We start from the raw sequence: 19,774 nt of genomic DNA, 5'->3' as shown, positions 1-19,774 counted from the left end.
TCTATTGTCATTTTCATTCGACGATGAATACTCTTGTTTACCAAGCAATATTCCTGATTAAATGTAAAATAGAATGATTTTTACATAATACAACCACTACATTATAACACAGGATTATTTCGTTTCAACAGCTTGGACTATATTATCGGATAAGAAATTTCTTCTAGCTTCCTGATGAAGCTCAGTACCTGTTCCGTCTCCTCAATGTTGCTGTTGTATATTTCAGCAAATGATTCCAGCGGATCTTCAAAACCATAATATTCATTGGCAATGAAGTGGCAAGCAGCTGCCCATGCCGAATCCAACCCTTTAGGAACTTCGAATGGATACAGTAAGAAAAAATAACGCTCAACCAATTTTTGTGTATTTTCGAATAAAACAGGATCATCGCTTTCAATCTCACCGCTTAAAAGCTGAATAACCCCACTATTCTCTATATAATCCTTCAATTCAGGTAAATCTGCTGTATTGATCGATCGTGACATTCCGAATTTGCGAACATCTATCTCTTCAAAACACTCTTGTTCTTTCAATATATTAAGCAGCATCGTTTTCAAAAAAGGTTGTCCTTCTTCTGCGGCAGTATATTCCCTTATTTTTTTAAAAAAGGGGCGAACATTTACCTTCGAAAGGCCTGCAGCAACCATTAGCTGCTCATTTGGAGCTTTATAGTCAAAAAAATTAAGTTCTGGTTTTTCACGCTCACCTTCAAAACTTTCCTCTACAAAAGACTCGTGCGCCTCCACTTCTGCTTCCCCATAAAGCAGCTCCTTGCAGGTTTTAAGCGCGGTGATAAATACTTCATACTTGTCTGCTGGAATTTCACGTTCTTCTAAAAGAGCTTCTACAGTTGTAACGACTTTATTATATTCTTTCAACTGGAAAAGGATCATTAAATACTTATCAATGACTTTTATGTAATCACCTATGCCGCACCGCAGCATCTCTTCGACAACTTCCTTCGCCTGTCGGTTATACCCGGCTTCATAATTAGCACGAACAAGCCCAAAGTATACGTCACTGTTCTCAGGATCGTGATCCAAAGCCTGCTCGAGAAATTTAATCGCATCCCTGTACTTTTGCTGTTTTAAATAATCCAGGCCCTTTTCCAACAGGCGCTTTTCCAGACCGGGAAACATGATCACATTATCTTTTTTTGATTCCCGCTTATCCATAAACATACCGCCTTACTTTTATTAGTTGACTCTACTGATTTCGCATTTTCCATCTTTAGTTCAGCTTTGTTAGAAATTTTAGCACGAATCCTTGAAAAAACAAAAAGATTCACAAGCAAGGCCTGTGAATCAATCGTTCTTCTTTTAAAATCAGATTACTTTTTCTATCTGATTTTCTTCATATTCTTTAATACTGCCTTCAAGTTGCAGGGTTAGCTCGATCTCATCCCAGCCATTGAGGAGCATATTATACCAATATGGAGTGATATCAAATTTGGCTTCGAATCCCTGGTCGTCATAAACTCTCTTCTGTTCAAGTGAAACGGTCAGTTCATAGGCCTGCCCGCTTGCTTTCTTAAGCAGATAGGAAACGTCTTTTTCAGGCAGTACAACTGGGAGAATCCCGTTTTTCAGGCAGTTCTGTTTGAAAATATCAGCAAATGACGGGGCGATCAAGACCTTGAATCCGTAATCTAGCAAAGCCCATGGCGCATGCTCCCTCGATGAACCACAACCAAAATTTTCATTCGCTATTAAAATACTTGCTCCCTTGTTATCAGGGTGGTTAAGCTCAAAATCGTCATTCAGCTCTCCATTTGCTTTATAGAGCCAGTCGTAAAACAAATACTGCCCAAAACCTGTTTTTTCGGTTCTTTTCAGGAATTGCTTTGGAATGATTTGATCTGTGTCAACATTTGTCCGGTCCATCGCAGCGACTTTTCCCTTCATTTCTGTAAAACTAGACATTTCAGGCTCCTTTCATCAAAAAAAGTAAACGAATTACGGCAATAGGATAGTGAAATGACCCGATATATATAGGTTTCGGGTCATTTTTGCAGCTATAATTATTGCTGGAAAAATTATTCTCTTATTCGACGGGGATATTTGCACATTAAAATTTAATAATTGCACCAATAAAGCCAATAATTGAACCAAAACCTTCAATATTTGCACAGGAAAGTTGATTAATTGCACGTTCTACCATTTTCTAGTAAAAATAAAACTAAACGGTCATCCCAATCATTGACCTGACATCCACAAACCGACCATAAAGTGCGGCGGCGGCTGCCATTGCCGGGCTGACAAGATGAGTACGCGCTCCAGCTCCCTGCCTGCCCTCAAAGTTGCGGTTCGATGTGGAAGCACAATGTTCCCCGGCTAGCACGATGTCTGCATTCATACTCAGGCACATGCTGCAGCCGGATTCACGCCATTCAAAGCCTGCTTCAATAAATGCCTGAGCTATGCCTTCTGCTTCAGCTTTCTTCTTTACCTGCTGGGAACCGGGCACAACAATCGCTTGGACTCCAGGAGCCACTTTTTTCCCTTTGATAACCTCGGAGGCTGCCCTGAGATCCTCAATTCTTGAATTCGTGCAGGATCCGATGAAGACTTTGGTTACATTGATATCTGTAATTGGCTGTCCTTCCTCCAGCCCCATGTATGATAATGCCCTTTCCAGTGACTTCCTTTCTGAATCAGTATCACATTCAATCAGGTAAGGCACTCTTTCCGTGACGGGAGCTGTCATCGATGGGTTCGTGCCCCAGCTGACCATCGGCACGATGTCATTTCCATCTACTTTAATAACGTGGTCATAATCTGCATCTTCATCAGAAGAGAGCTGCTGCCACTCAAGAATTTTATCGAGGAAGGCGTCTCCTTGCACAACATATTTCCTTCCATTCAGGTAGGCAAAGGTTTTATCATCAGGAGCAACGATTGATGCTTTCGCCCCTCCTTCAATGGACATATTGCAAATTGTCATCCGTTCCTCCATCGACATCTTCCTGATGGCATCACCGCAAAATTCGATAACATAACCAGTACCGAAATTGACTCCATTCTTACTGATGATGAACAAGATGAGATCTTTTGCGCTCACGCCTGGTGCCAAAGAGCCTGACACATCGACTTTCAGCGTTTTTGGTTTTGTCTGCCAGAGTGTTTGAGTCGCAAGGACATGCTCAACCTCACTCGTACCGATTCCGAATGCCAGGGCTCCGAATGCACCGTGCGTCGAAGTGTGACTGTCTCCGCACACAATCGTCTTCCCTGGCTGTGTCAAGCCTAACTCAGGGCCGATGACATGGACGATGCCCTGCTCCGGACTATCAAGATCAGCCAATGGAATGGTGAATTCAAGGCAATTATCCCTTAAAGTATCCATCTGGTTTTTCGCAACAGAATCACTAATCACACTCCGGTTGATTGTAGGTACATTGTGGTCCATCGTCGCAAATGTCAAATCAGGCCTCCGTACAGACCTTTTTTTCATCCTAAGTCCTGAAAAAGCCTGTGGCGAGGTTACCTCATGGACAAGATGAAGGTCGATATACACCAGGTCTGGTTTACCTTCTTCCCGATGAACAATATGCTTCTCCCATATTTTTTCAATGATCGTCTTCCCCAAAAATACCCTCCCCTTTTTGTAAATACTTCTTTCTTCCCTGCCTGGATTTTTTATTGTTCTCCAAATTTTTGCCTGTCAGGATTTTTGATTGCTCCTACAATTTTTCTAACTCGCCGATAGTTTCTTCCTTATGCGTAAGCACTCATGATATTCAAAATCGCTTCATTGTCGAGCAGAGCGGCTTTGATTTCTTCAACCATTCCCTCAGTTGTTAAGAACGCTGAGCCAAATAAGGCAATGTCGCGGGTCCTGCTGCCAGCGTCCAGCACCTGCTCTACCGCATTCTCGATTGCCTCAGCTTCTTCTTCAAGACCGAAGGACAGCCGCAGCATCATCGCAGCTGACAGGATCATCGCGATTGGATTAGCCGCGTTCATTCCAGCAATATCTGGTGCAGAACCATGAATAGGCTCATACAGATATGGTCCTGCAGTCGAAACGCTGGCTGATGGCAGCATGCCAAGCGAGCCGGTCAGCACGGATGCTTCATCGCTTAAAATATCACCAAACATATTCTCTGTGACGAGCACATCGAACTGACGTGGATTCTTGATCAGCTGCATCGCCGCATTATCGACCAGCATATGGTGAAGTTGAACATCAGGAAAGTCCTTTGCCACTTCTTCTGCAGTTTCGCGCCACATCCGGCTCGATTCCAGAACATTTGCCTTATCCACAGAAGTGACCTTGCCTTTTCTCATGGCAGCCAATTCAAATGCATAGCGGATGACTCTCTCAATCTCGTTTTTCTGGTAAAACAAAGTATCTACTACAGAAGCTTCGCCCTTCTGTACACTTCTTTCACTCGGTTTCCCAAAGTAAAGCCCGCCTGTCAATTCCCTGACTACTACCATGTCAACTCCTTCAACGACTTCCTTGCGAAGCGGTGAGATGCCGGAAATACTGGAGTAATATTGAACCGGCCGGACATTTGCATATAATCCGAGCTCTTTCCGGATTTTCAACAAACCTTTTTCGGGGCGAATATGTCCAGGCAACATATCCCACTTAGGGCCGCCTACTGCTCCTAATAGCACAGCATCACTAGCCTTGCAGAGATCGAGTATGTGCTCCGGAAGCGGGGTTCCAAATTCATCGATGGCTGCCCCGCCGATTTCCCCATAAGTAAAATTGAACTTATGGTTAAAAAGCTCAGCTACTGCCTGGAGGATGGTAACCGCCCCCCCTGCTTACTTCCTTGCCTACGCCATCTCCTGGCAGGATTGCGATCCTTTTTTCCATTACATTCGCCTCCGATTTCTTCAATTTTTTTAACCGCTGACCGCGATTTTCTTCGTTTCTTCCATATATAGAACTCTATTGACTGCATTCAAATAGGCTTTTGCTGAAGCCTCAAGGACATCCTGTGCAAGGCCTCTCCCACTCGTCTCGACACCGCCGAAATTCAGCTTTACATATACCTGGGCCAGGGCATCCCTGCCGGCTCCAACAGACTGAATCCGGTAATCAAGCAAACAAGCTTTTTCTTTCAGGCAATTTTCAAGCGTATTGTATAAAGCCTCAATACTTCCAGACCCTGTTGACGCTTCCTGAATCTTTTCATTTTCACAGCCATACAGTGTAACTGTGGCTGTAGGAACCTGGTTGGTCCCATATTGGACCTGAATGGAATCAAGACGGTAATATTGTTGTTCTTTTGACAGCTTCTCTTCAAGGATGATCGCCACAAGGTCGTCATCGGTCATTTCTTTTTTCCTGTCTGCCAATTCTTTAAATACAGAGAATAATTGATTGATATCCTGCTCTGGTACCGTCAGCCCGATCTCAGTCAACCTGTTCCGGAATGCATGGCGTCCAGAATGTTTCCCCAGAACCATTGAATTATTTTGCAGTCCAACAAGTTCCGGGGAAATAATTTCATAAGTTGTTTTCTCTTTCAAAACCCCATCCTGATGGATTCCTGACTCATGGGCAAAGGCATTCCTTCCAACCACAGCTTTATTGGTCGGAACCGCCATTCCAGTCAGCTTGCTGACAAGGCTGCTCGTTCTGCTAATTTCCTTAAGGTTCAATCCCGTTTCCGCCTGGTAAAAATCTTTGCGGATATGAAGCGCCACAGCAAATTCCTCCAGCGCAGCGTTTCCTGCCCTCTCACCTATCCCATTGATGGTGCCTTCAACCTGTGTGGCTCCTGCAGATACAGCAGCAAGTGAATTGGCGATTGACATTCCAAGGTCATCATGACAATGTGCTGATAATTCAACCTTACTAATAGAAGGAACATTCTCTCGCAAGTAAGTGAATATCTGGCCATATTCCTGTGGAGATATATAACCGACAGTGTCAGGAATATTGATGACCTTTGCCCCGGCTTTGATCACCTCTTCTACGATTTCAGCAAGGAAGTCAAGCTCGGTGCGGCATGCATCCTCTGCAGACCACTGAATCACCGGAAACTTGGCAGCCGCATATTTCACGGTACTTACCGCCGTTTCGATGACCTCCGCTTTTGTCTGCCTCAGCTTGTGTACCCTGTGGATGGGCGAGGTGGCGATGAACAGGTGAAGCCTTGGCTCTGCACCATGCTTCAATGCCTCCCATGCAGTATCGATATCTGTTACAACCGATCTCGCCAGTCCGGTAACCGAACAACCTTTGATCTGTCGTGCAATTTCGGCTACTGAAGCAAAGTCCCCTTTAGATGCGGCTGGGAACCCAGCCTCAATTATGTCAACGCTCAGCCTCTCTAATTGCCTGGCAATCTCCAGCTTTTCGGAAAAATTAAGATTGACCCCGGCTGACTGTTCCCCATCCCTCAAAGTCGTATCAAATATTTTAATTCTTTGCACTGGCAGCCACTTCTCTCTGCTTTTGTTTGTTGACAAACGGCATCATCTTTCTTAATTCTCTTCCAACCTCTTCAATCTGGTGGGTGTTTTCCTTGTCGTTGATGCTATTAAATACCGGTCTGTTGTTTTCATTTTCCGCAATCCAGCCTTTTGCGAAAGTGCCTTCCTGAATGTCGGTCAACACTTTTTTCATTTCCGCTTTCACCTGGTCATTTACGACTCTTGGCCCGCTGACAAAGTCGCCCCATTGAGCAGTATCAGAAATTGAGTAGCGCATACCTTCGAGTCCGCCTTCATACATCAGGTCGACGATCAGCTTCAGCTCATGCATCGTTTCAAAATATGCCAGCTCCGGCTGGTAGCCAGCCTCTACAAGCGTTTCGAAACCAGCTTTCACAAGCGAGGTAAGGCCTCCGCATAAAACTGCCTGTTCTCCGAATAGATCCGTTTCAGTTTCTTCTTTAAACGTTGTTTCAAGTGCTCCCGCTCTCAAGGCACCGATTGCTTTTGCGTAAGCAAGTGCAAGGTCCCTTGCATTCCCCGATACATCCTGATGGATGGCAAATAGCGCCGGGACACCTGCTCCCTCTTCATATGTCCTTCTTACCAAATGACCCGGCCCCTTTGGTGCGACAAGCAAAACATCACAGTTTTCCGGAGGGACAATCTGGTTAAAGTGAACATTAAAGCCGTGTGCGAACATGAGCGCCTGGCCTGTCAGCTGAGGTTCGATCTCATTTTTGTACACAGCAGTCTGTCTCTCATCAGGCAGAAGAATCATGACTACTTCGGATGACGCCACAGCTTCCGCAACTGTTTTAACCTCAAAGCCATCCTGCTCCGCTTTCTCCCATGACTTTCCTTGCCTTAAACCAACGACAACCTCAACCCCACTGTCTCTGAGATTCTGCGCATGTGCATGGCCCTGTGAACCGTACCCCACAACTGCCACTCTCTTTCCGTTAAAATAAGCCTCATTCGCATCTCCGTTATAGTACATTTTCGCCATAGTCTCTCTCCCTTTCTGAATGTGAATTTAGTTTTTTTTATACAAATGACATCGGTTTTTGCTGGCCGGTTCGCTGGTTTCCCCTTGGGAAGGCTGTCGTTCCGGTACGAGCCAATTCTCTGATACCATATGGTTTAATTAACTCGATAAACGCCTCAATTTTTTCCGTTTCGCCTGTCAATTGAATGATGATGCTATCCCTGCTGACATCAATCACCGATGCCCGGAATGGCTCAATGATTGAATAAATCTCTGCCCGATTGTGGGGAAGGACAGGTACCTTCATGAGAATAAGCTCTCGTGCGACAATTGCCTGGTCACTGATATCCGCTACCTTGAGGACATCAATCTGTTTATTGAGCTGTTTGGTGATTTGTTCGACCATCCCATCATTCGCTACATGGACAACACAGGTAATCCGCGAAACTCCCCTCTTGCTCGGTAAGGCCTACCGAGATGCTTTCGATATTGTAATTTCTCTTTGTAAATAGATTCGTGATCCTGTTAAGTACTCCCGGCCGGTTCAAGACCGTCATCGTTATAATTCTCTTCATTTCTTCACTCCCACCATTTCGTGGATTCCTTTCCCAGGCGCGATCATCGGGTAGACATTTTCTGCCTCATCAACCCTGAAATCAAGCAGCACCGGCTCCTTGTCATGCAGGACCTCATTCAGGATTGAATGCGCTTCTGCTTCGGAGTTGATTTCAAATCCTCTGATACCATAGGCCTCGGCCAGTTTTACAAAAGATGGCTGAACCGGATTTTTACTGTGGGAATATCTTTCTTTGTAAAAAATCTCCTGCCATTGTCTGACCATTCCAAGCGCTTTGTTATTGAAAATCGCTATTTTGATCGGCAGCTGAAATTCAGCGATGACCGCCAGCTCCTGAGTTGACATCTGGAAGCCTCCATCACCTAGAACGGCGACAACGCATGCAGTCGGATCTGCCAGCTGTGCTCCAATGCTTGCAGGAAGTCCGAATCCCATTGTCCCGAGTCCTCCCGAGGTCACCCACTGATCCGCTTTCTGAAACTGATAATACTGTGCTGCCCACATTTGATGCTGACCGACATCGGTCACGACAATCGCTTCCCCTGCTGTTTTTTCATATAGAAGTTCCATCACCTTTTGGGGTTTTAACACTTCGCTGTTTTCATAATGATAAGGAAAATCTTTTTTCCAGCCTTTAAGCGTTTCCACCCATTCTTCCTGGAGAGGCGTACTGCCTGCAAGCTTTAACAACTGTCTTAAAGCCTCTCCTGCATCGCCGACAACCGGAATTTGCGTTGGCACATTTTTTCCGATTTCTGCCGGATCGATATCGATATGGGCAACAGTTGCATTGGGAGCGAAATGTTTCAAGTTTCCGGTCAGCCGGTCATCAAATCGTGCTCCGATATTGATCAGCAGGTCACAATGATAAAGCGCCATGTTCGCTGCATAGCAGCCATGCATCCCGGCCATTCCAAGGAACATTTCATGGTTAGCCGGAAAGCCTCCCAACCCCAATAATGTATGGACAACATGAAGGTTTTGCTGCTCTGCATATTCTTTTAACAGGCTCGACGCCTTCGCGTGAAGGACACCTGCCCCTGCGAGAACGACCGGCCTTTTCGCCCTGCTCACTGCTTCGGACAATTTTCTTACCTGAAGGAAATTCGGCTCTGTAGTCGGCTGGTAACCAGGAAGGTGGATTTCTTCTTCTGCAGGTTCTGCCGATAGACCCGCCGCAAGGTCTTTTGGGAAATCGATGACGACTGGGCCAGGCCTTCCGCTTGTCGCAATATAAAATGCTTCCTTGATAATTCGCGGGATGTCTTTGATATCCCTGATCTGATAGTTGTATTTCGTAATAGGAGTGGTGATGCCTAGAATGTCGGCTTCCTGGAACGCATCTGTACCGATCACCCCTGTCGCAACCTGGCCTGTGAAAACGACCAGCGGCAAGGAGTCCATCATCGCATCCGCAATGCCGGTGATGATATTGGTCGCTCCCGGTCCAGATGTAGCAATTACCACGCCCGGTTTCCCGCTGATTCTCGCATATCCTTCAGCTGCATGGATTCCTCCTTGTTCATGCCTTGGCAGCACATGAAGAATGTTAGAGTCATAGAGTTTGTCGTAAATCGGAAGGACAGCTCCTCCCGGGTAGCCAAAAATGACTTCGACGTTTTCCTTTTCCAGCGCCTTAAGCAGTAAATCCGCTCCGCTTACTTCACTCGTTTTAGCCTTTGTTTCCTTCAAGGCAGCTTCCATTATCGAACCTCCCAATGTCAACTCAATGTATTTTTTCAAAATAAAAAAGCCCATCCATCTCCATATGCCTAAGGTTGCCCAGGCAAAGGGATGGAATAGGCTTTATCTCCTTTTCCACGGTACCACCCTTATTCACGCATGAAGCGTGCACTCGTGACAGCTGAAGCTGCCGGTTTTGATAACAAGTGCCATGCACTCGACCAGTTTTACTAGAATCCCTTTCAAACTGGTGCTCCAGGGTGAGTTCATTTATTGCGGCATCACCGGCTTCCAGCAACCCCGGCTCTCTGTGCATGCTGATCGCAATAAATTACTTGTCCCTGTCCTCGCTTTATCCTTATTCAATTAGTCGTTATCGTATAGAATAATCAACTGACCTGATGCGCTTTTTCCGAATAAACCTGAACTCCGTCTGTCACTACTTTCGCCCTGAACTCACGCAGGATATTCTGTGTATGCTCTCCTGGTACTCCATCACCGATGGTTCTTCCATCCACTTTGATGACGGCGATCACTTCTGCTGCCGTCCCTGTAAGGAATACTTCGTCGGCCGTGTATACATCATGGCGGGTAAATGGTTCCTCCTTCACCTCGTACCCCAGATTTTTCGCGATATCGATAACCGCATTTCTGGTGATTCCTTCTAAAGCCCCTACATATCCTGGCGGTGTGAGGAACGTATTGCCTCTCACGATAAAAATATTATCTGCGGAGCCTTCTGCAACATATCCCTGATCGTTAAGCATTAATGCTTCACTTACATTTGCCAGATGAGCTTCAATTTTTACAAGAACGTTATTTAAATAGTTCAGTGATTTCACTTTCGGGCTCAATACGTCTGGACGATTTCTTCTGGTCGCGACTGTTACTATTTCCAAACCCAGGTCATACAGCTCCTTCGGGAAAATAGCCAGTGGCTCTACGATGATGACCACATTCGCGTTCGGGCATTTAAAAGGATCAAGCCCTAGGTCCCCGACACCCCTGGAGACGACAATACGGATATAAGCATCCCTCAATTGATTCCGTTCCACCGTCTCAACAACCAGTCCGGTGAACTCCTCCTTGGAGTGCGGCATGTTCAGCATGATGGACTTGGCTGACCGGTAAAGCCGGTCCATATGTTCTTCCATCCTGAAAATATTGCCGCTGTATACCCGTATCCCTTCAAAAATACCGTCTCCGTATAGAAATCCATGATCATATACCGAAACCTTAGCATTTTCCTTGGTGACAAATTCACCATTTAAGTAGATCCATTGATCGGGCACAATAAACACTCCTTTAATGAATAGACGCTTTAAATTATTAAACTCACAGGTTAAAAAAATACAGTTCCACATTTTTAAGAAACTAATATAAACCCCAGATTCACTTTCGATTCATTTAACTTGTTTTTTTATTTGAGGATTATCTTACGCCCAATTTCAACACTCGTCAACACCCTTTTTCTAAATTATTAGATAATTTAGATTAGTTAGTTAATTTGTATCCGCTTACATTGTTGATATATTCACATTTTAAAAAAATATTTTTTTTATTTGATCCCTCAGATTTACCTTCATTTTCACGAGCGGAAAATAGAGCAAATAAAAAAACTCACCTTTCAAGAAAGGTGAGTTAAAGTATGTAGTTTAAATGGCGTCCCAGGAGAGATTCGAACTCCCGACCGTACGCTTAGAAGGCGTATGCTCTATCCGGCTGAGCTACTGGGACATGGTTGTTTTTTAAAGACAAGATTTATTATATTAGGCAAACAGCTAAAAGTCAATAATAAATCTCAACTTTTTTCTGAGGGAAACCTGCTGATTCCCCTCAGAAAATTATTATAGTAGTTTCAACTCGTTTTGTGAAGTGAAAACTCCTGCTTCAAGTCAGTCAACTCACCGTTTCCAAAGTCATAAATCCTCACTACCGCTTTTCCATTTACCAGCTCGAGTATGGCATAACTCTTTTCAGTCCTGCCTCGTGGAAGTCTGATACTTCCTGGATTGATGAATAGTACATCATCCACCATTTCTGCTCCCAGCACATGAGAATGTCCAAAGCAGACGATATCAGCCTGCAGTTCTTTTGCCTTATAGTATAAATTTACGAGGGTAGATTTTACTGAGTAGAGATGCCCATGCGTCACAAAGATTTTTACGCCATTTACGACATGTGTTTCGTCATCAGGAAAGTTTCCATTAAAGTCGCAATTTCCTTTGACCGAACTGAAATTCAAAATTGCTGCGTCGCTTTCAGAAAGCTCGGAGTCTCCGCAGTGAATCATCAAGTCCACATCATTGCCATGCAGCCTCTCAATTCCCTCAAGCACCTCAGTCGACCCGTGGCTGTCACTGACAATCAGCACCCTATTCATGGCGTTCCTCACGCTCGTTAAGGAGCTCATCCAGCTTTCTGATGGCATTAGCTCTATGGCTGATCTTGTTTTTTTCGTCTGATGCCAATTCCGCCATCGATTTCGCCTTTGTTTCTACGAAGAAAATCGGATCATAGCCAAAACCATTGGTACCGTGTCTCTCCTCGAGGATTCTTCCTTCACACGTCCCAAATACAGTCAATGTTTCCTTACCAGGCTCTGCCATCGCTAGTGCGCAGCAGAATCTTGCGGTGCGCTCGCTTTCCGGTACAGCCTCAAGTTCTTCAAGAACTTTGTCGATGTTATTTTCATCATTTTTTTCAGCACCTGCGTAACGTGCCGAATAAACACCTGGTCTGCCTTCCAACGCGTCAATTTCAAGTCCTGAATCATCCGCAATTACTCTTACTCCAAGAATATTAGCGATAGCCTCAGCTTTTAAGATGGCGTTCTCTTCAAACGTAGTACCAGTTTCCTCTACATCTTCAATTTCCGGGAAATCAAGCAATGTTTTTACCGACAACCCTTTTGGTAGAAAAAGCTTTTCGAACTCTTTTGCTTTTCCTTTGTTTTTTGTCGCAATAATGACTGAATCCATTTCGAACTCCCCTATCTCTGTTTTCCGCCCTCAATTTTGGCAGTCAATTCCTCTCCCAGGGCTTCCTTCTGTTTTTCGAACAGTTCTGTTATTCCATCTTGAGCCGCTTTTAAAAGCTCCTGCAGCTGGCTGTATGAAAAAGTAGCTTCTTCTCCAGTGCCCTGCAGTTCAACAAATTCCCCATTGCCTGTCATGACTACATTCATGTCGACATTTGCAGCAGAATCCTCAACATAATTCAAGTCAACAACAGCCTCGCCATTCTTCAAGATCCCGACACTTGTCGCAGCAAGAAAGTCTGTCACAGGAAAAGCAGAAAGCTTCTTTTGCTTGCTCAGCTTCTCAAGAGCCATAGCCATCGCAACAAAAGCTCCGGTGATAGAAGCAGTTCTGGTGCCGCCATCTGCCTGGATGACATCGCAATCGATCCAAACAGTACGCTCTCCGATTGCCTCGAGATTTACGACGGCGCGCAACGCCCTTCCAATCAATCGCTGGATTTCCATCGTCCTTCCGGAAATCTTCCCTTTTGCCGCCTCACGAATATTCCTCTGTTCTGTAGCACGGGGCAGCATCGAGTATTCTGCGGTGATCCATCCTTTACCCTCGCCGCGCATGAAATGCGGAACACGGTCCTCAATGCTCGCTGTACAGATCACTTTCGTATCTCCCACCGAAATCAGTACTGATCCTTCTGGATGTTTCAGATAATCCGTTTCAATATGTATTGGTCTTAATTGCAATGGTTCACGCCCATCAAATCGCATTATTATTGTCCTCCTTAGCATGTTAAAAGGCAGTCTGCCTGCCTGGAACAAAAAGCGCAAGCGCCTCGTTCAGCCCCGACAAGCGCTGGAGGGCCGACCAGTGAAGTCGTTTTTGACTTCATTGGGCGGACCGAAGCGACTCGAGGGGCTAGGCGCTGGAGCTGGATTAAGAAAACTTCATTGAGTAATCCACAACTCAATAACTTTAACCATAAATAAGAGGCAGGAAATAGGCCTGCCTCTTTGGATGTCTTTAATTAGTATATCAAAATCTGGCTATTAAAAACTACCTGTGTTTACTTTTTCAGGTCTTGTAACCGGTTCAGCCAGTTTTTCTCCCTTTTCTGTCAGCACATCCGCCTTACCGTTAACCGTAAGGGCTACGCTCTCCACTCCCGCCTGTTCTGTCAGTGACAGTACAAGTGAATTTAACAGGTGTTCAGAAACCATTTTTTCTTCCAGGCTTACGTAGATGGATTCATTGAAGTTCAATGTAATCTTTCCATCCTCAACCTTAGGAGTATCGAGCAGCTTTACACCCGACTGGAAGTCCGACAAGAGATTCGAAGCATAAGCAGGACCATCAACAAGCTCGTTCACAATTGCGGTAATGTTATCCTTCACATCACTGCTGACGCGTTTTGTTACAGGAACATAATAATATGCCCCTTCCTCACCGCCAATATAGTAAACAGTAACCGCTTTAGTATTCGTAATATCCACCACATCGGAGTTATCGTTGTTGATGCCATCCGCACGGCTTAACTCTTCCCCAATAGGAGTACCGCCTACAGGCATCGCCTCAAGTGGAGTGCCATTCATTTGAAGCTTCACTTCATCAACTGTATCAAATTGTGTAAGCGTCCATGTCACAGCCTGAAGAATCTTTTTCTCATCCTCTTTTTTATAGCTTGCAAACTCCTTTGAAAAGTCTACTGTTGCTGTTCCGTCCTTAATGTTCACTGTCATTTGGGTGTCAGCTGGAAGGACGGCCCTGAAGCCATTTGGAAGCATTTGCTCAACAGGCCCATTCGCAACCAGGTGTTCCAGCGCCTGCTGCGCTACTCCCTCTTTTTTCGGAAGACCCATCGTCTGCGAGACGACATACCCATTTTTATCGATCAAATAAAGTTCTGTCTGGATGGACGTCTCACCTGCTTCTTTTCCATCCTCATTTATTTCTGTAGAAACATTTTCATCAAGCGCCTCCCCATCTTCCATTAAAGTAACATCCTGGGGAGGATCAATCTTCTTCTTTTCCTCGCCTCCGAACAGTCCACAGCCAGACAGGAATACCGTAGTTGCCAATGTAGCAGCTGTAACGACCAAAGCCTTCTTATTTTTTGACATATAAATCCCTCCAAAGACAGTTTGTACTAATATGTATACGAGCCTTTGGACATTTTAGACCGCCTTTGAGAAGATTTTTGTTAAATACAGAATCGAAAACAATCAAAAAAGACCTCCGTCTCCGGAAGCCAGATTTAACCTAATTTAATTTTTTCAATGTTTTCTATCGGCCTTTCCAGCCACTGAGATGCTATCGCGGAAAAAATCGTTCTGGAACCTGTCATGTAATAGCAATGCTCCGGAAGCTCTTCCCTGTCAGCAAACATGTCGTTATGGCCGAGGATCGTGCTTACCTCACGGGCTGTTTCCTCGCCTGAACTGATTACCTTGACCTCAGGACCCATGACTTCCTTAATGAGCGGCTCGAGCAAAGGATAGTGGGTGCAGCCAAGGATCAACGTATCGAGTCCTTGCCCCAGTAATGGCTGCAGGGTTTCGGTGACCACTTTTTTTGCGACCCGTCCATCGTATTCCCCGCTTTCTACAAGCGGCACGAATTTGGGGCAAGCGAGTGCTTCAATGGCAGTCCTCCGGTTGATGGATTTCAGCGCATGCTCGTAGGCTCGGCTTTTTACAGTGCCTTCAGTTCCGATAATGCCAATTTTATAATTGTCCGTTACTTTGATTGCTGTCCTCGCACCAGGCTGGATGACACCTAACACAGGAATTGAGAGTTCATTCCGTATCTCGTCCAGAACCACCGCGGTCGCAGTATTACACGCAATAACAAGCATTTTAATATTCTTTTCAAGCAGGAATCGGGTCATTTGCCAGGTGAATCTCTTAACTTCTTCAACAGGACGAGGCCCGTATGGACAACGAGCCGTATCACCGACATAGATAATCTGTTCGTATGGAAGCTGTCTCATGACTTCCTTGGCAACGGTCAACCCGCCTACTCCTGAATCAATGATTCCGATTGGTCGATTCAAAAAACTCGCCTCATTCTCCACGCATTTCTTGATGTAGTTTCGCTAAGCCCTCTTTAAGGGATACTATTTCCTCACCTGAAAAATCCTTTAGTACTTCTTGAAGGTACAATTGGCGTTTCTTGATCACTTCATCGATGATCCTTTCACCTTCGTCCAGCAGATGTATGCGAACAACACGCCTGTCATTTGGATCCTTTACCCTTACTACAAGTTCATTTTTCTCCATCCTGTCAACAAGATCAGTGGTCGTACTGCAGACCAGGAACATTTTATTCGACAATTCACCGATCGTCATATCCCCGTCCTCAAATAACCATTGCAAGGCAATGAACTGGGGAGGAGTGATCGTATAATTGCTGAGAAGTTCGCGTCCCTTCTGCTTAATGATGCCTGATATGTATCGTAAATCCTTTTCGATATCAGCTACTGTCTCCAGCCCCTGATTCTTTTCTACCCCTTCAAGTTTCATCCGTAACAACTCCTAAGAATTCTTTTTCCTTTATCATAAAACTTGTTTCCAAGCTGAGAAGATTTTAGCTATTGCCCTTATTTTCTACTTTTTTCGAGCAAATTTCAAGATAGAATTAAGTTTCCAGCCTGTTTTTACCCCTTTAAACATCTTAACCGGCCCCCCCCATACGGGTCGGCCGGTCATGATTAAAGTTCTAGCTCTCCCATACGCAGGAGCTCTACAACAGCTTGGGAACGCCCCTTTACACCAAGCTTTTGCATGGCGTTTGAAATATGGTTCCGAACCGTTTTTTCGCTGATAAATAATTCACTAGCGATCTCTTTTGTTGTTTTGTCTTGTACTAACAGTTCGAAAACTTCTCTTTCGCGTTTAGTGAGTAATGGCTTGTGAGTATATTCATTTTCCTTCAAGTATTGTAACCCTCCTTGCCTTCGCCAGCTGTGAACTGCGGGGTGGGTATAAATTTAGTCAAAATATCATATGTGAAGGAAAGAATTGTAGTGACAATATTTATGGGACTTCATGACAATTTTTATTACAAAAACAAAACTTATTTAACAATGGATTTCTTGCCTTCTAAAAACAAGTGCCTCATATCCTCTGTCCAGGATACTCCCTTGCCAGTTTTCTTGGAAATTTGAACGATTGTTCCCCTTCCAGTCAGGCAAATTGATCCGTCTGCTTTTTTTACCATATAGTGCAGATCAACCGAGGAATTTCCGATTGAATTGGCTTTGACATAAATTTTCAGATCCTCATCAAAAAAGATCTGACTTAAATAATCACAGTGCAGATCGGCAACGACCGGAATCATCTCATTCTCTGGTTTGACCCAGTCCTGCATGAACCCCTTGCTCTTGAAATATTCAATCCTCGCCTGTTCGAAATATGTAAACGGAACGGTGTTATTTAAGTGCCCGAACATATCTGTCTCCGAAAACCGTACCTTTATCTGATAAAAGAATTCAAACTCCTCTTCCCAGCTTACAATCTCATTAATGTAGTCCATCTTTTTCATGTTGAACCCTCCCGTAAAATGAATGAACATTCATTCTTTTCTCTATTATAAGTATTTTTATTCTTTTTGAAAACAAAAAAGAAGAGATTGGAAATTCCCAATCCCTCCTTTCGATTCAGCCAGCCTTGTCATAACCACATGCTTTACCTTTTTTATCGTGCCCTAAATGCTTTCCATTATCTTGATTCTTCTTTTCTGGTCCCTTCCCAATTTTATCGGGACATTGACTTTGCCCATTATTCAAATGAATCTGTACCATTACAGGATCATGGTCACTTGCTCGTCCATGTTCTTCCATATACAAGGAGTTGATATTGATAATATCAGCCTCGGTTTGATCAGCGAGATGATTAGATACAAGGATATGATCCAACACCTGTGAATTCCCCTGGTAGTTGTAAGTGAACCTCTCGCCTTCTGGCAAAGTCTCAACCATATTAGTCAATTGACCGTTTACCAGAACCTCAATTGGCTCGGAAAATTCAAAGTCATTCAAATCGCCAAGAACGACAACATTAGCCTTTGAATCTTCCTCATGGATACCGGCAACAAATTCATTGAGCAATCTGGCAATCTCGATTCTTTTTACCTCGCTATCTAGTACAGGCGGCTGGGTAACACCAAACAAAGGATCATCCCCGCCTTTGGAGTTGAAATGGTTAGCAATGACAATTACTTCCTGCCCCTTAAATACAAACTCTGCAGCCAATGGCTTTCTCGTATCTTCAAAAATAGGATTCTGTGGATCAATTCTACCCGGATTCAAGGTCAGGTCCCCATTTTCATAGGCAACAGCGTCTGTAGCTGTTCCTTTCGGGGCTTCTTTAAGTTGTACTCGTTCTGGATTATATATATATCCAACCCGGATATTACCTCCAGGCGCACCACCATCCTCGTTATACTCAGGGGCAATGTCGGTCCAGCGGTATGCAGGTCCACCTTGAGCAATAATTTCATCAATCAAAGCCTGGTAGCTTTGTGATGCATCCGCAGAGCCACTGGCAATCTGTCCATCATTATCCTGGACCTCTACAAGGCCAATAATATCGGGTGTTTGTAAATTATTGATCATGGAATCTGCAATTCTTGAGGTCTTGGCTGCACTCGTTTCAGCTGAAAAGTTCTCAATATTATAGCTGGCGATGGTCAGTTTATTTTCTTTATATTCCAATGCGACAACATCCTCGATCAAGTCACTTTCAATTAGCTCAGGAAGAGTTTCCTGATCAACAAGGATTTTATAATTTGAATAACCATAGCTTACAACACCTGTAACCAAGCCGTTAAATCGGTCGCCTGCTTTTGCTACAAAATCACGATCGATTAACAGGAACATTCTTTCAGGATTAGAGCTTTCCTCAGTCAGCAGGATGCCGCCTTGCGGGCTGTATACTTTCCCTTCTACCTTATTCGCGATGACCGGTACTTCGCCATATTTTTGAGGGCCAACTACCTGAGGTCCGTCTACCCCGATTCTCATTCCTTCAAGGCTTTCATAAAAATCGATGCCATCTTCAGATGGATCGAAAACACTAAACTGGTCATTATCAATTATTTCGGTTGGTATGATGCGGTCTTGGCCTATGATGACAGGCTCTGGCAGTTCCAGTCCTGAAGCAAGCTTACGGACTGCAGTAGCGTTAATTTCAGTCATGGCAAGATCTGTTTGGAGTTTTTCACTATATCCATCAAGTACCCACTCCTTTACAAGTCCACCGACTTCGACTCGATCACCCACAGTAAGGCCGTGAGCTTTTTTGTACACATAGATAGCTTCTGATGTATTTGGATTTCCATCGTCTTCAGGCTCTTGCATAAAGAAAGCATTGGTTCCTTCAATCCTTGTCACAACACCTGAAACTCCGGCTACTTCCTTGTCTTTATATGGAGAAACGTGGCCTTCACCCTGGATATCATGAATATTCAGGCCAGTTACTGCTGGTGGCTTTGGCTCACCAGGGGCACCTGGTTCTCCACCACTGCCGTCAGCGAACTGCATTGAAGTAGGAGATTTAAGGCCGGGGACAGTGAAATAGGCTTCAAGCGAACCTGCAACCTGCACCTTTTTTCCAACGATATCAGGATTAGTCTTTAAGCCAAATTCACTTCTAAAGCTCGATTTAATTTGTACAGGCAATAATTTAGCAGGGTCGGTTTCTCCTGCAATATCAGCCATCAGAAAATTATAATCATCCCCAAACGGCGCTTCATAGTTGTAAGAGTTGGTACCCCTTGCATGTCCTACTATGTAACCTTCCACTGTAGCTGTACCACTATTATTCTCGATTGCCTGCTGAACAGTCATAACGGTTTCAGCAGATGCTTGACCAGAAAACGGGATCGCATAGCTTACTAGTAAAATAATTGCTGTGAGCCAGGAAAAAGTTTTACGCTTAATATTCCCCACCTATATTCCTCCTAAAAATTTTGTCGGAATTTATAGTCTTCCGCCAAGAGAAATATAACATGGATAATTACGCCTTTTCATGAAGTGAATGTAAGTTTTTTGTTAAATACTGAAAAATGAATCTATAGTATGAAAACGTTTTCTTAAAATACAACTTATTTACCAGATAAAAAGTAAGCAAGCCAGGACTATAGGTCCTGG

Annotated in this window: 16 protein-coding genes, 1 tRNA gene, 2 pseudogenes and 1 other annotated feature; all 19 genes and pseudogenes read right to left on the bottom strand. The window is 44.3% G+C overall.

All coding sequences use genetic code 11. The features are described 5' to 3' along the window. Positions 1 to 137 precede the first annotated feature (137 nt). The gene (locus tag LC048_RS04235; protein WP_226603878.1) at positions 138 to 1,175 is read right to left on the bottom strand and encodes a tetratricopeptide repeat protein; all 1,038 of its coding nucleotides are present in this window, start codon (positions 1,173 to 1,175) and stop codon (positions 138 to 140) included. Positions 1,176 to 1,325: 150 nt separating this feature from the next. After that, positions 1,326 to 1,922: a 3-isopropylmalate dehydratase small subunit gene (gene leuD / locus LC048_RS04230; protein WP_226603873.1), complete on the bottom strand. Its 597-nt coding sequence runs from the start codon at positions 1,920 to 1,922 to the stop codon at positions 1,326 to 1,328. A gap of 256 nt (positions 1,923 to 2,178) precedes the next feature. Next, positions 2,179 to 3,588: a 3-isopropylmalate dehydratase large subunit gene (gene leuC, locus LC048_RS04225; protein WP_226603871.1), complete on the bottom strand. Its 1,410-nt coding sequence runs from the start codon at positions 3,586 to 3,588 to the stop codon at positions 2,179 to 2,181. A 128-nt stretch (positions 3,589 to 3,716) separates the two neighbouring features. Then, a pseudogene (leuB, locus tag LC048_RS04220) lies at positions 3,717 to 4,830 on the bottom strand (3-isopropylmalate dehydrogenase). Positions 4,831 to 4,859: 29 nt separating this feature from the next. Further along, positions 4,860 to 6,398, bottom strand: a complete 1,539-nt coding sequence (locus LC048_RS04215) for a 2-isopropylmalate synthase (protein WP_306050433.1) — start codon at positions 6,396 to 6,398, stop codon at positions 4,860 to 4,862. Beyond that, on the bottom strand, positions 6,385 to 7,407 hold the full coding sequence (ilvC, locus tag LC048_RS04210; protein ID WP_226603862.1) for a ketol-acid reductoisomerase: 1,023 nt from the start codon (positions 7,405 to 7,407) through the stop codon (positions 6,385 to 6,387). Before ilvC ends, LC048_RS04215 begins: the two co-directional genes overlap by 14 nt. Before the next feature lie 37 nt (positions 7,408 to 7,444). Next, a pseudogene (gene ilvN / locus LC048_RS04205) lies at positions 7,445 to 7,961 on the bottom strand (acetolactate synthase small subunit). Then, positions 7,958 to 9,667, bottom strand: coding sequence for an acetolactate synthase large subunit (ilvB, locus tag LC048_RS04200; RefSeq protein ID WP_226603856.1), 1,710 nt, complete (start codon positions 9,665 to 9,667; stop codon positions 7,958 to 7,960). The pseudogene ilvN and the gene ilvB overlap by 4 nt, the downstream one beginning before the upstream one ends. An 83-nt stretch (positions 9,668 to 9,750) precedes the next feature. Next, positions 9,751 to 10,003: a binding site (T-box leader), on the bottom strand. A gap of 32 nt (positions 10,004 to 10,035) precedes the next feature. Further along, complete coding sequence (ilvE, locus tag LC048_RS04195; protein ID WP_226603853.1) at positions 10,036 to 10,938, bottom strand: branched-chain-amino-acid transaminase; 903 nt, start codon at positions 10,936 to 10,938, stop codon at positions 10,036 to 10,038. A gap of 368 nt (positions 10,939 to 11,306) precedes the next feature. Next, positions 11,307 to 11,383: transfer RNA gene (locus LC048_RS04190), tRNA-Arg, on the bottom strand. 121 nt (positions 11,384 to 11,504) lie between these two features. Further along, a complete protein-coding gene (locus LC048_RS04185; RefSeq protein ID WP_226603850.1) occupies positions 11,505 to 12,029 on the bottom strand; it encodes a metallophosphoesterase in 525 nt (174 codons plus the stop codon). Continuing rightward, a complete protein-coding gene (locus LC048_RS04180) occupies positions 12,022 to 12,627 on the bottom strand; it encodes an XTP/dITP diphosphatase (protein WP_226603844.1) in 606 nt (201 codons plus the stop codon). Before LC048_RS04180 ends, LC048_RS04185 begins: the two co-directional genes overlap by 8 nt. Before the next feature lie 11 nt (positions 12,628 to 12,638). Continuing rightward, positions 12,639 to 13,394, bottom strand: a complete 756-nt coding sequence (gene rph / locus LC048_RS04175; RefSeq protein ID WP_226603842.1) for a ribonuclease PH — start codon at positions 13,392 to 13,394, stop codon at positions 12,639 to 12,641. A gap of 279 nt (positions 13,395 to 13,673) precedes the next feature. Next, positions 13,674 to 14,744, bottom strand: a complete 1,071-nt coding sequence (locus LC048_RS04170) for a GerMN domain-containing protein (protein WP_226603839.1) — start codon at positions 14,742 to 14,744, stop codon at positions 13,674 to 13,676. A gap of 134 nt (positions 14,745 to 14,878) precedes the next feature. After that, complete coding sequence (racE, locus tag LC048_RS04165; RefSeq protein WP_226603837.1) at positions 14,879 to 15,676, bottom strand: glutamate racemase; 798 nt, start codon at positions 15,674 to 15,676, stop codon at positions 14,879 to 14,881. Positions 15,677 to 15,686: 10 nt separating this feature from the next. Then, entirely contained in the window at positions 15,687 to 16,145 is a 459-nt protein-coding gene (locus LC048_RS04160; protein ID WP_306049513.1) for a MarR family winged helix-turn-helix transcriptional regulator, read from the bottom strand. Between the two features lie 188 nt (positions 16,146 to 16,333). Then, complete coding sequence (gene gerE / locus LC048_RS04155) at positions 16,334 to 16,558, bottom strand: spore germination transcription factor GerE (RefSeq protein ID WP_019154738.1); 225 nt, start codon at positions 16,556 to 16,558, stop codon at positions 16,334 to 16,336. A 140-nt stretch (positions 16,559 to 16,698) separates the two neighbouring features. Beyond that, positions 16,699 to 17,166, bottom strand: a complete 468-nt coding sequence (locus tag LC048_RS04150) for an acyl-CoA thioesterase (RefSeq protein WP_226603835.1) — start codon at positions 17,164 to 17,166, stop codon at positions 16,699 to 16,701. 115 nt (positions 17,167 to 17,281) lie between these two features. Continuing rightward, on the bottom strand, positions 17,282 to 19,573 hold the full coding sequence (locus LC048_RS04145; RefSeq protein WP_226603825.1) for a DUF6359 domain-containing protein: 2,292 nt from the start codon (positions 19,571 to 19,573) through the stop codon (positions 17,282 to 17,284). Positions 19,574 to 19,774: the final 201 nt, after the last annotated feature.

The organism is Mesobacillus subterraneus, from assembly GCF_020524355.2.
GTDB lineage: Bacteria > Bacillota > Bacilli > Bacillales > Cytobacillaceae > Mesobacillus > Mesobacillus subterraneus_C.
Note: the sequence above shows the minus strand (reverse complement) of the source record. Positions and strands in the feature narration are given on the sequence as shown.

Coding starts and splice junctions, on each gene's coding strand:
- LC048_RS04160 (WP_306049513.1), bottom strand. CDS start 16,145: ATGAAACTTGAAGGGGTAGAAAAGAATCAGGGGCTGGAGACAGTAGCT.
- LC048_RS04235 (WP_226603878.1), bottom strand. CDS start 1,175: ATGGATAAGCGGGAATCAAAAAAAGATAATGTGATCATGTTTCCCGGT.
- ilvC (WP_226603862.1), bottom strand. CDS start 7,407: ATGGCGAAAATGTACTATAACGGAGATGCGAATGAGGCTTATTTTAAC.
- leuD (WP_226603873.1), bottom strand. CDS start 1,922: ATGTCTAGTTTTACAGAAATGAAGGGAAAAGTCGCTGCGATGGACCGG.
- LC048_RS04185 (WP_226603850.1), bottom strand. CDS start 12,029: ATGAATAGGGTGCTGATTGTCAGTGACAGCCACGGGTCGACTGAGGTG.
- LC048_RS04150 (WP_226603835.1), bottom strand. CDS start 17,166: ATGAAAAAGATGGACTACATTAATGAGATTGTAAGCTGGGAAGAGGAG.
- ilvB (WP_226603856.1), bottom strand. CDS start 9,667: ATGGAAGCTGCCTTGAAGGAAACAAAGGCTAAAACGAGTGAAGTAAGC.
- rph (WP_226603842.1), bottom strand. CDS start 13,394: ATGCGATTTGATGGGCGTGAACCATTGCAATTAAGACCAATACATATT.
- LC048_RS04180 (WP_226603844.1), bottom strand. CDS start 12,627: ATGGATTCAGTCATTATTGCGACAAAAAACAAAGGAAAAGCAAAAGAG.
- LC048_RS04170 (WP_226603839.1), bottom strand. CDS start 14,744: ATGTCAAAAAATAAGAAGGCTTTGGTCGTTACAGCTGCTACATTGGCA.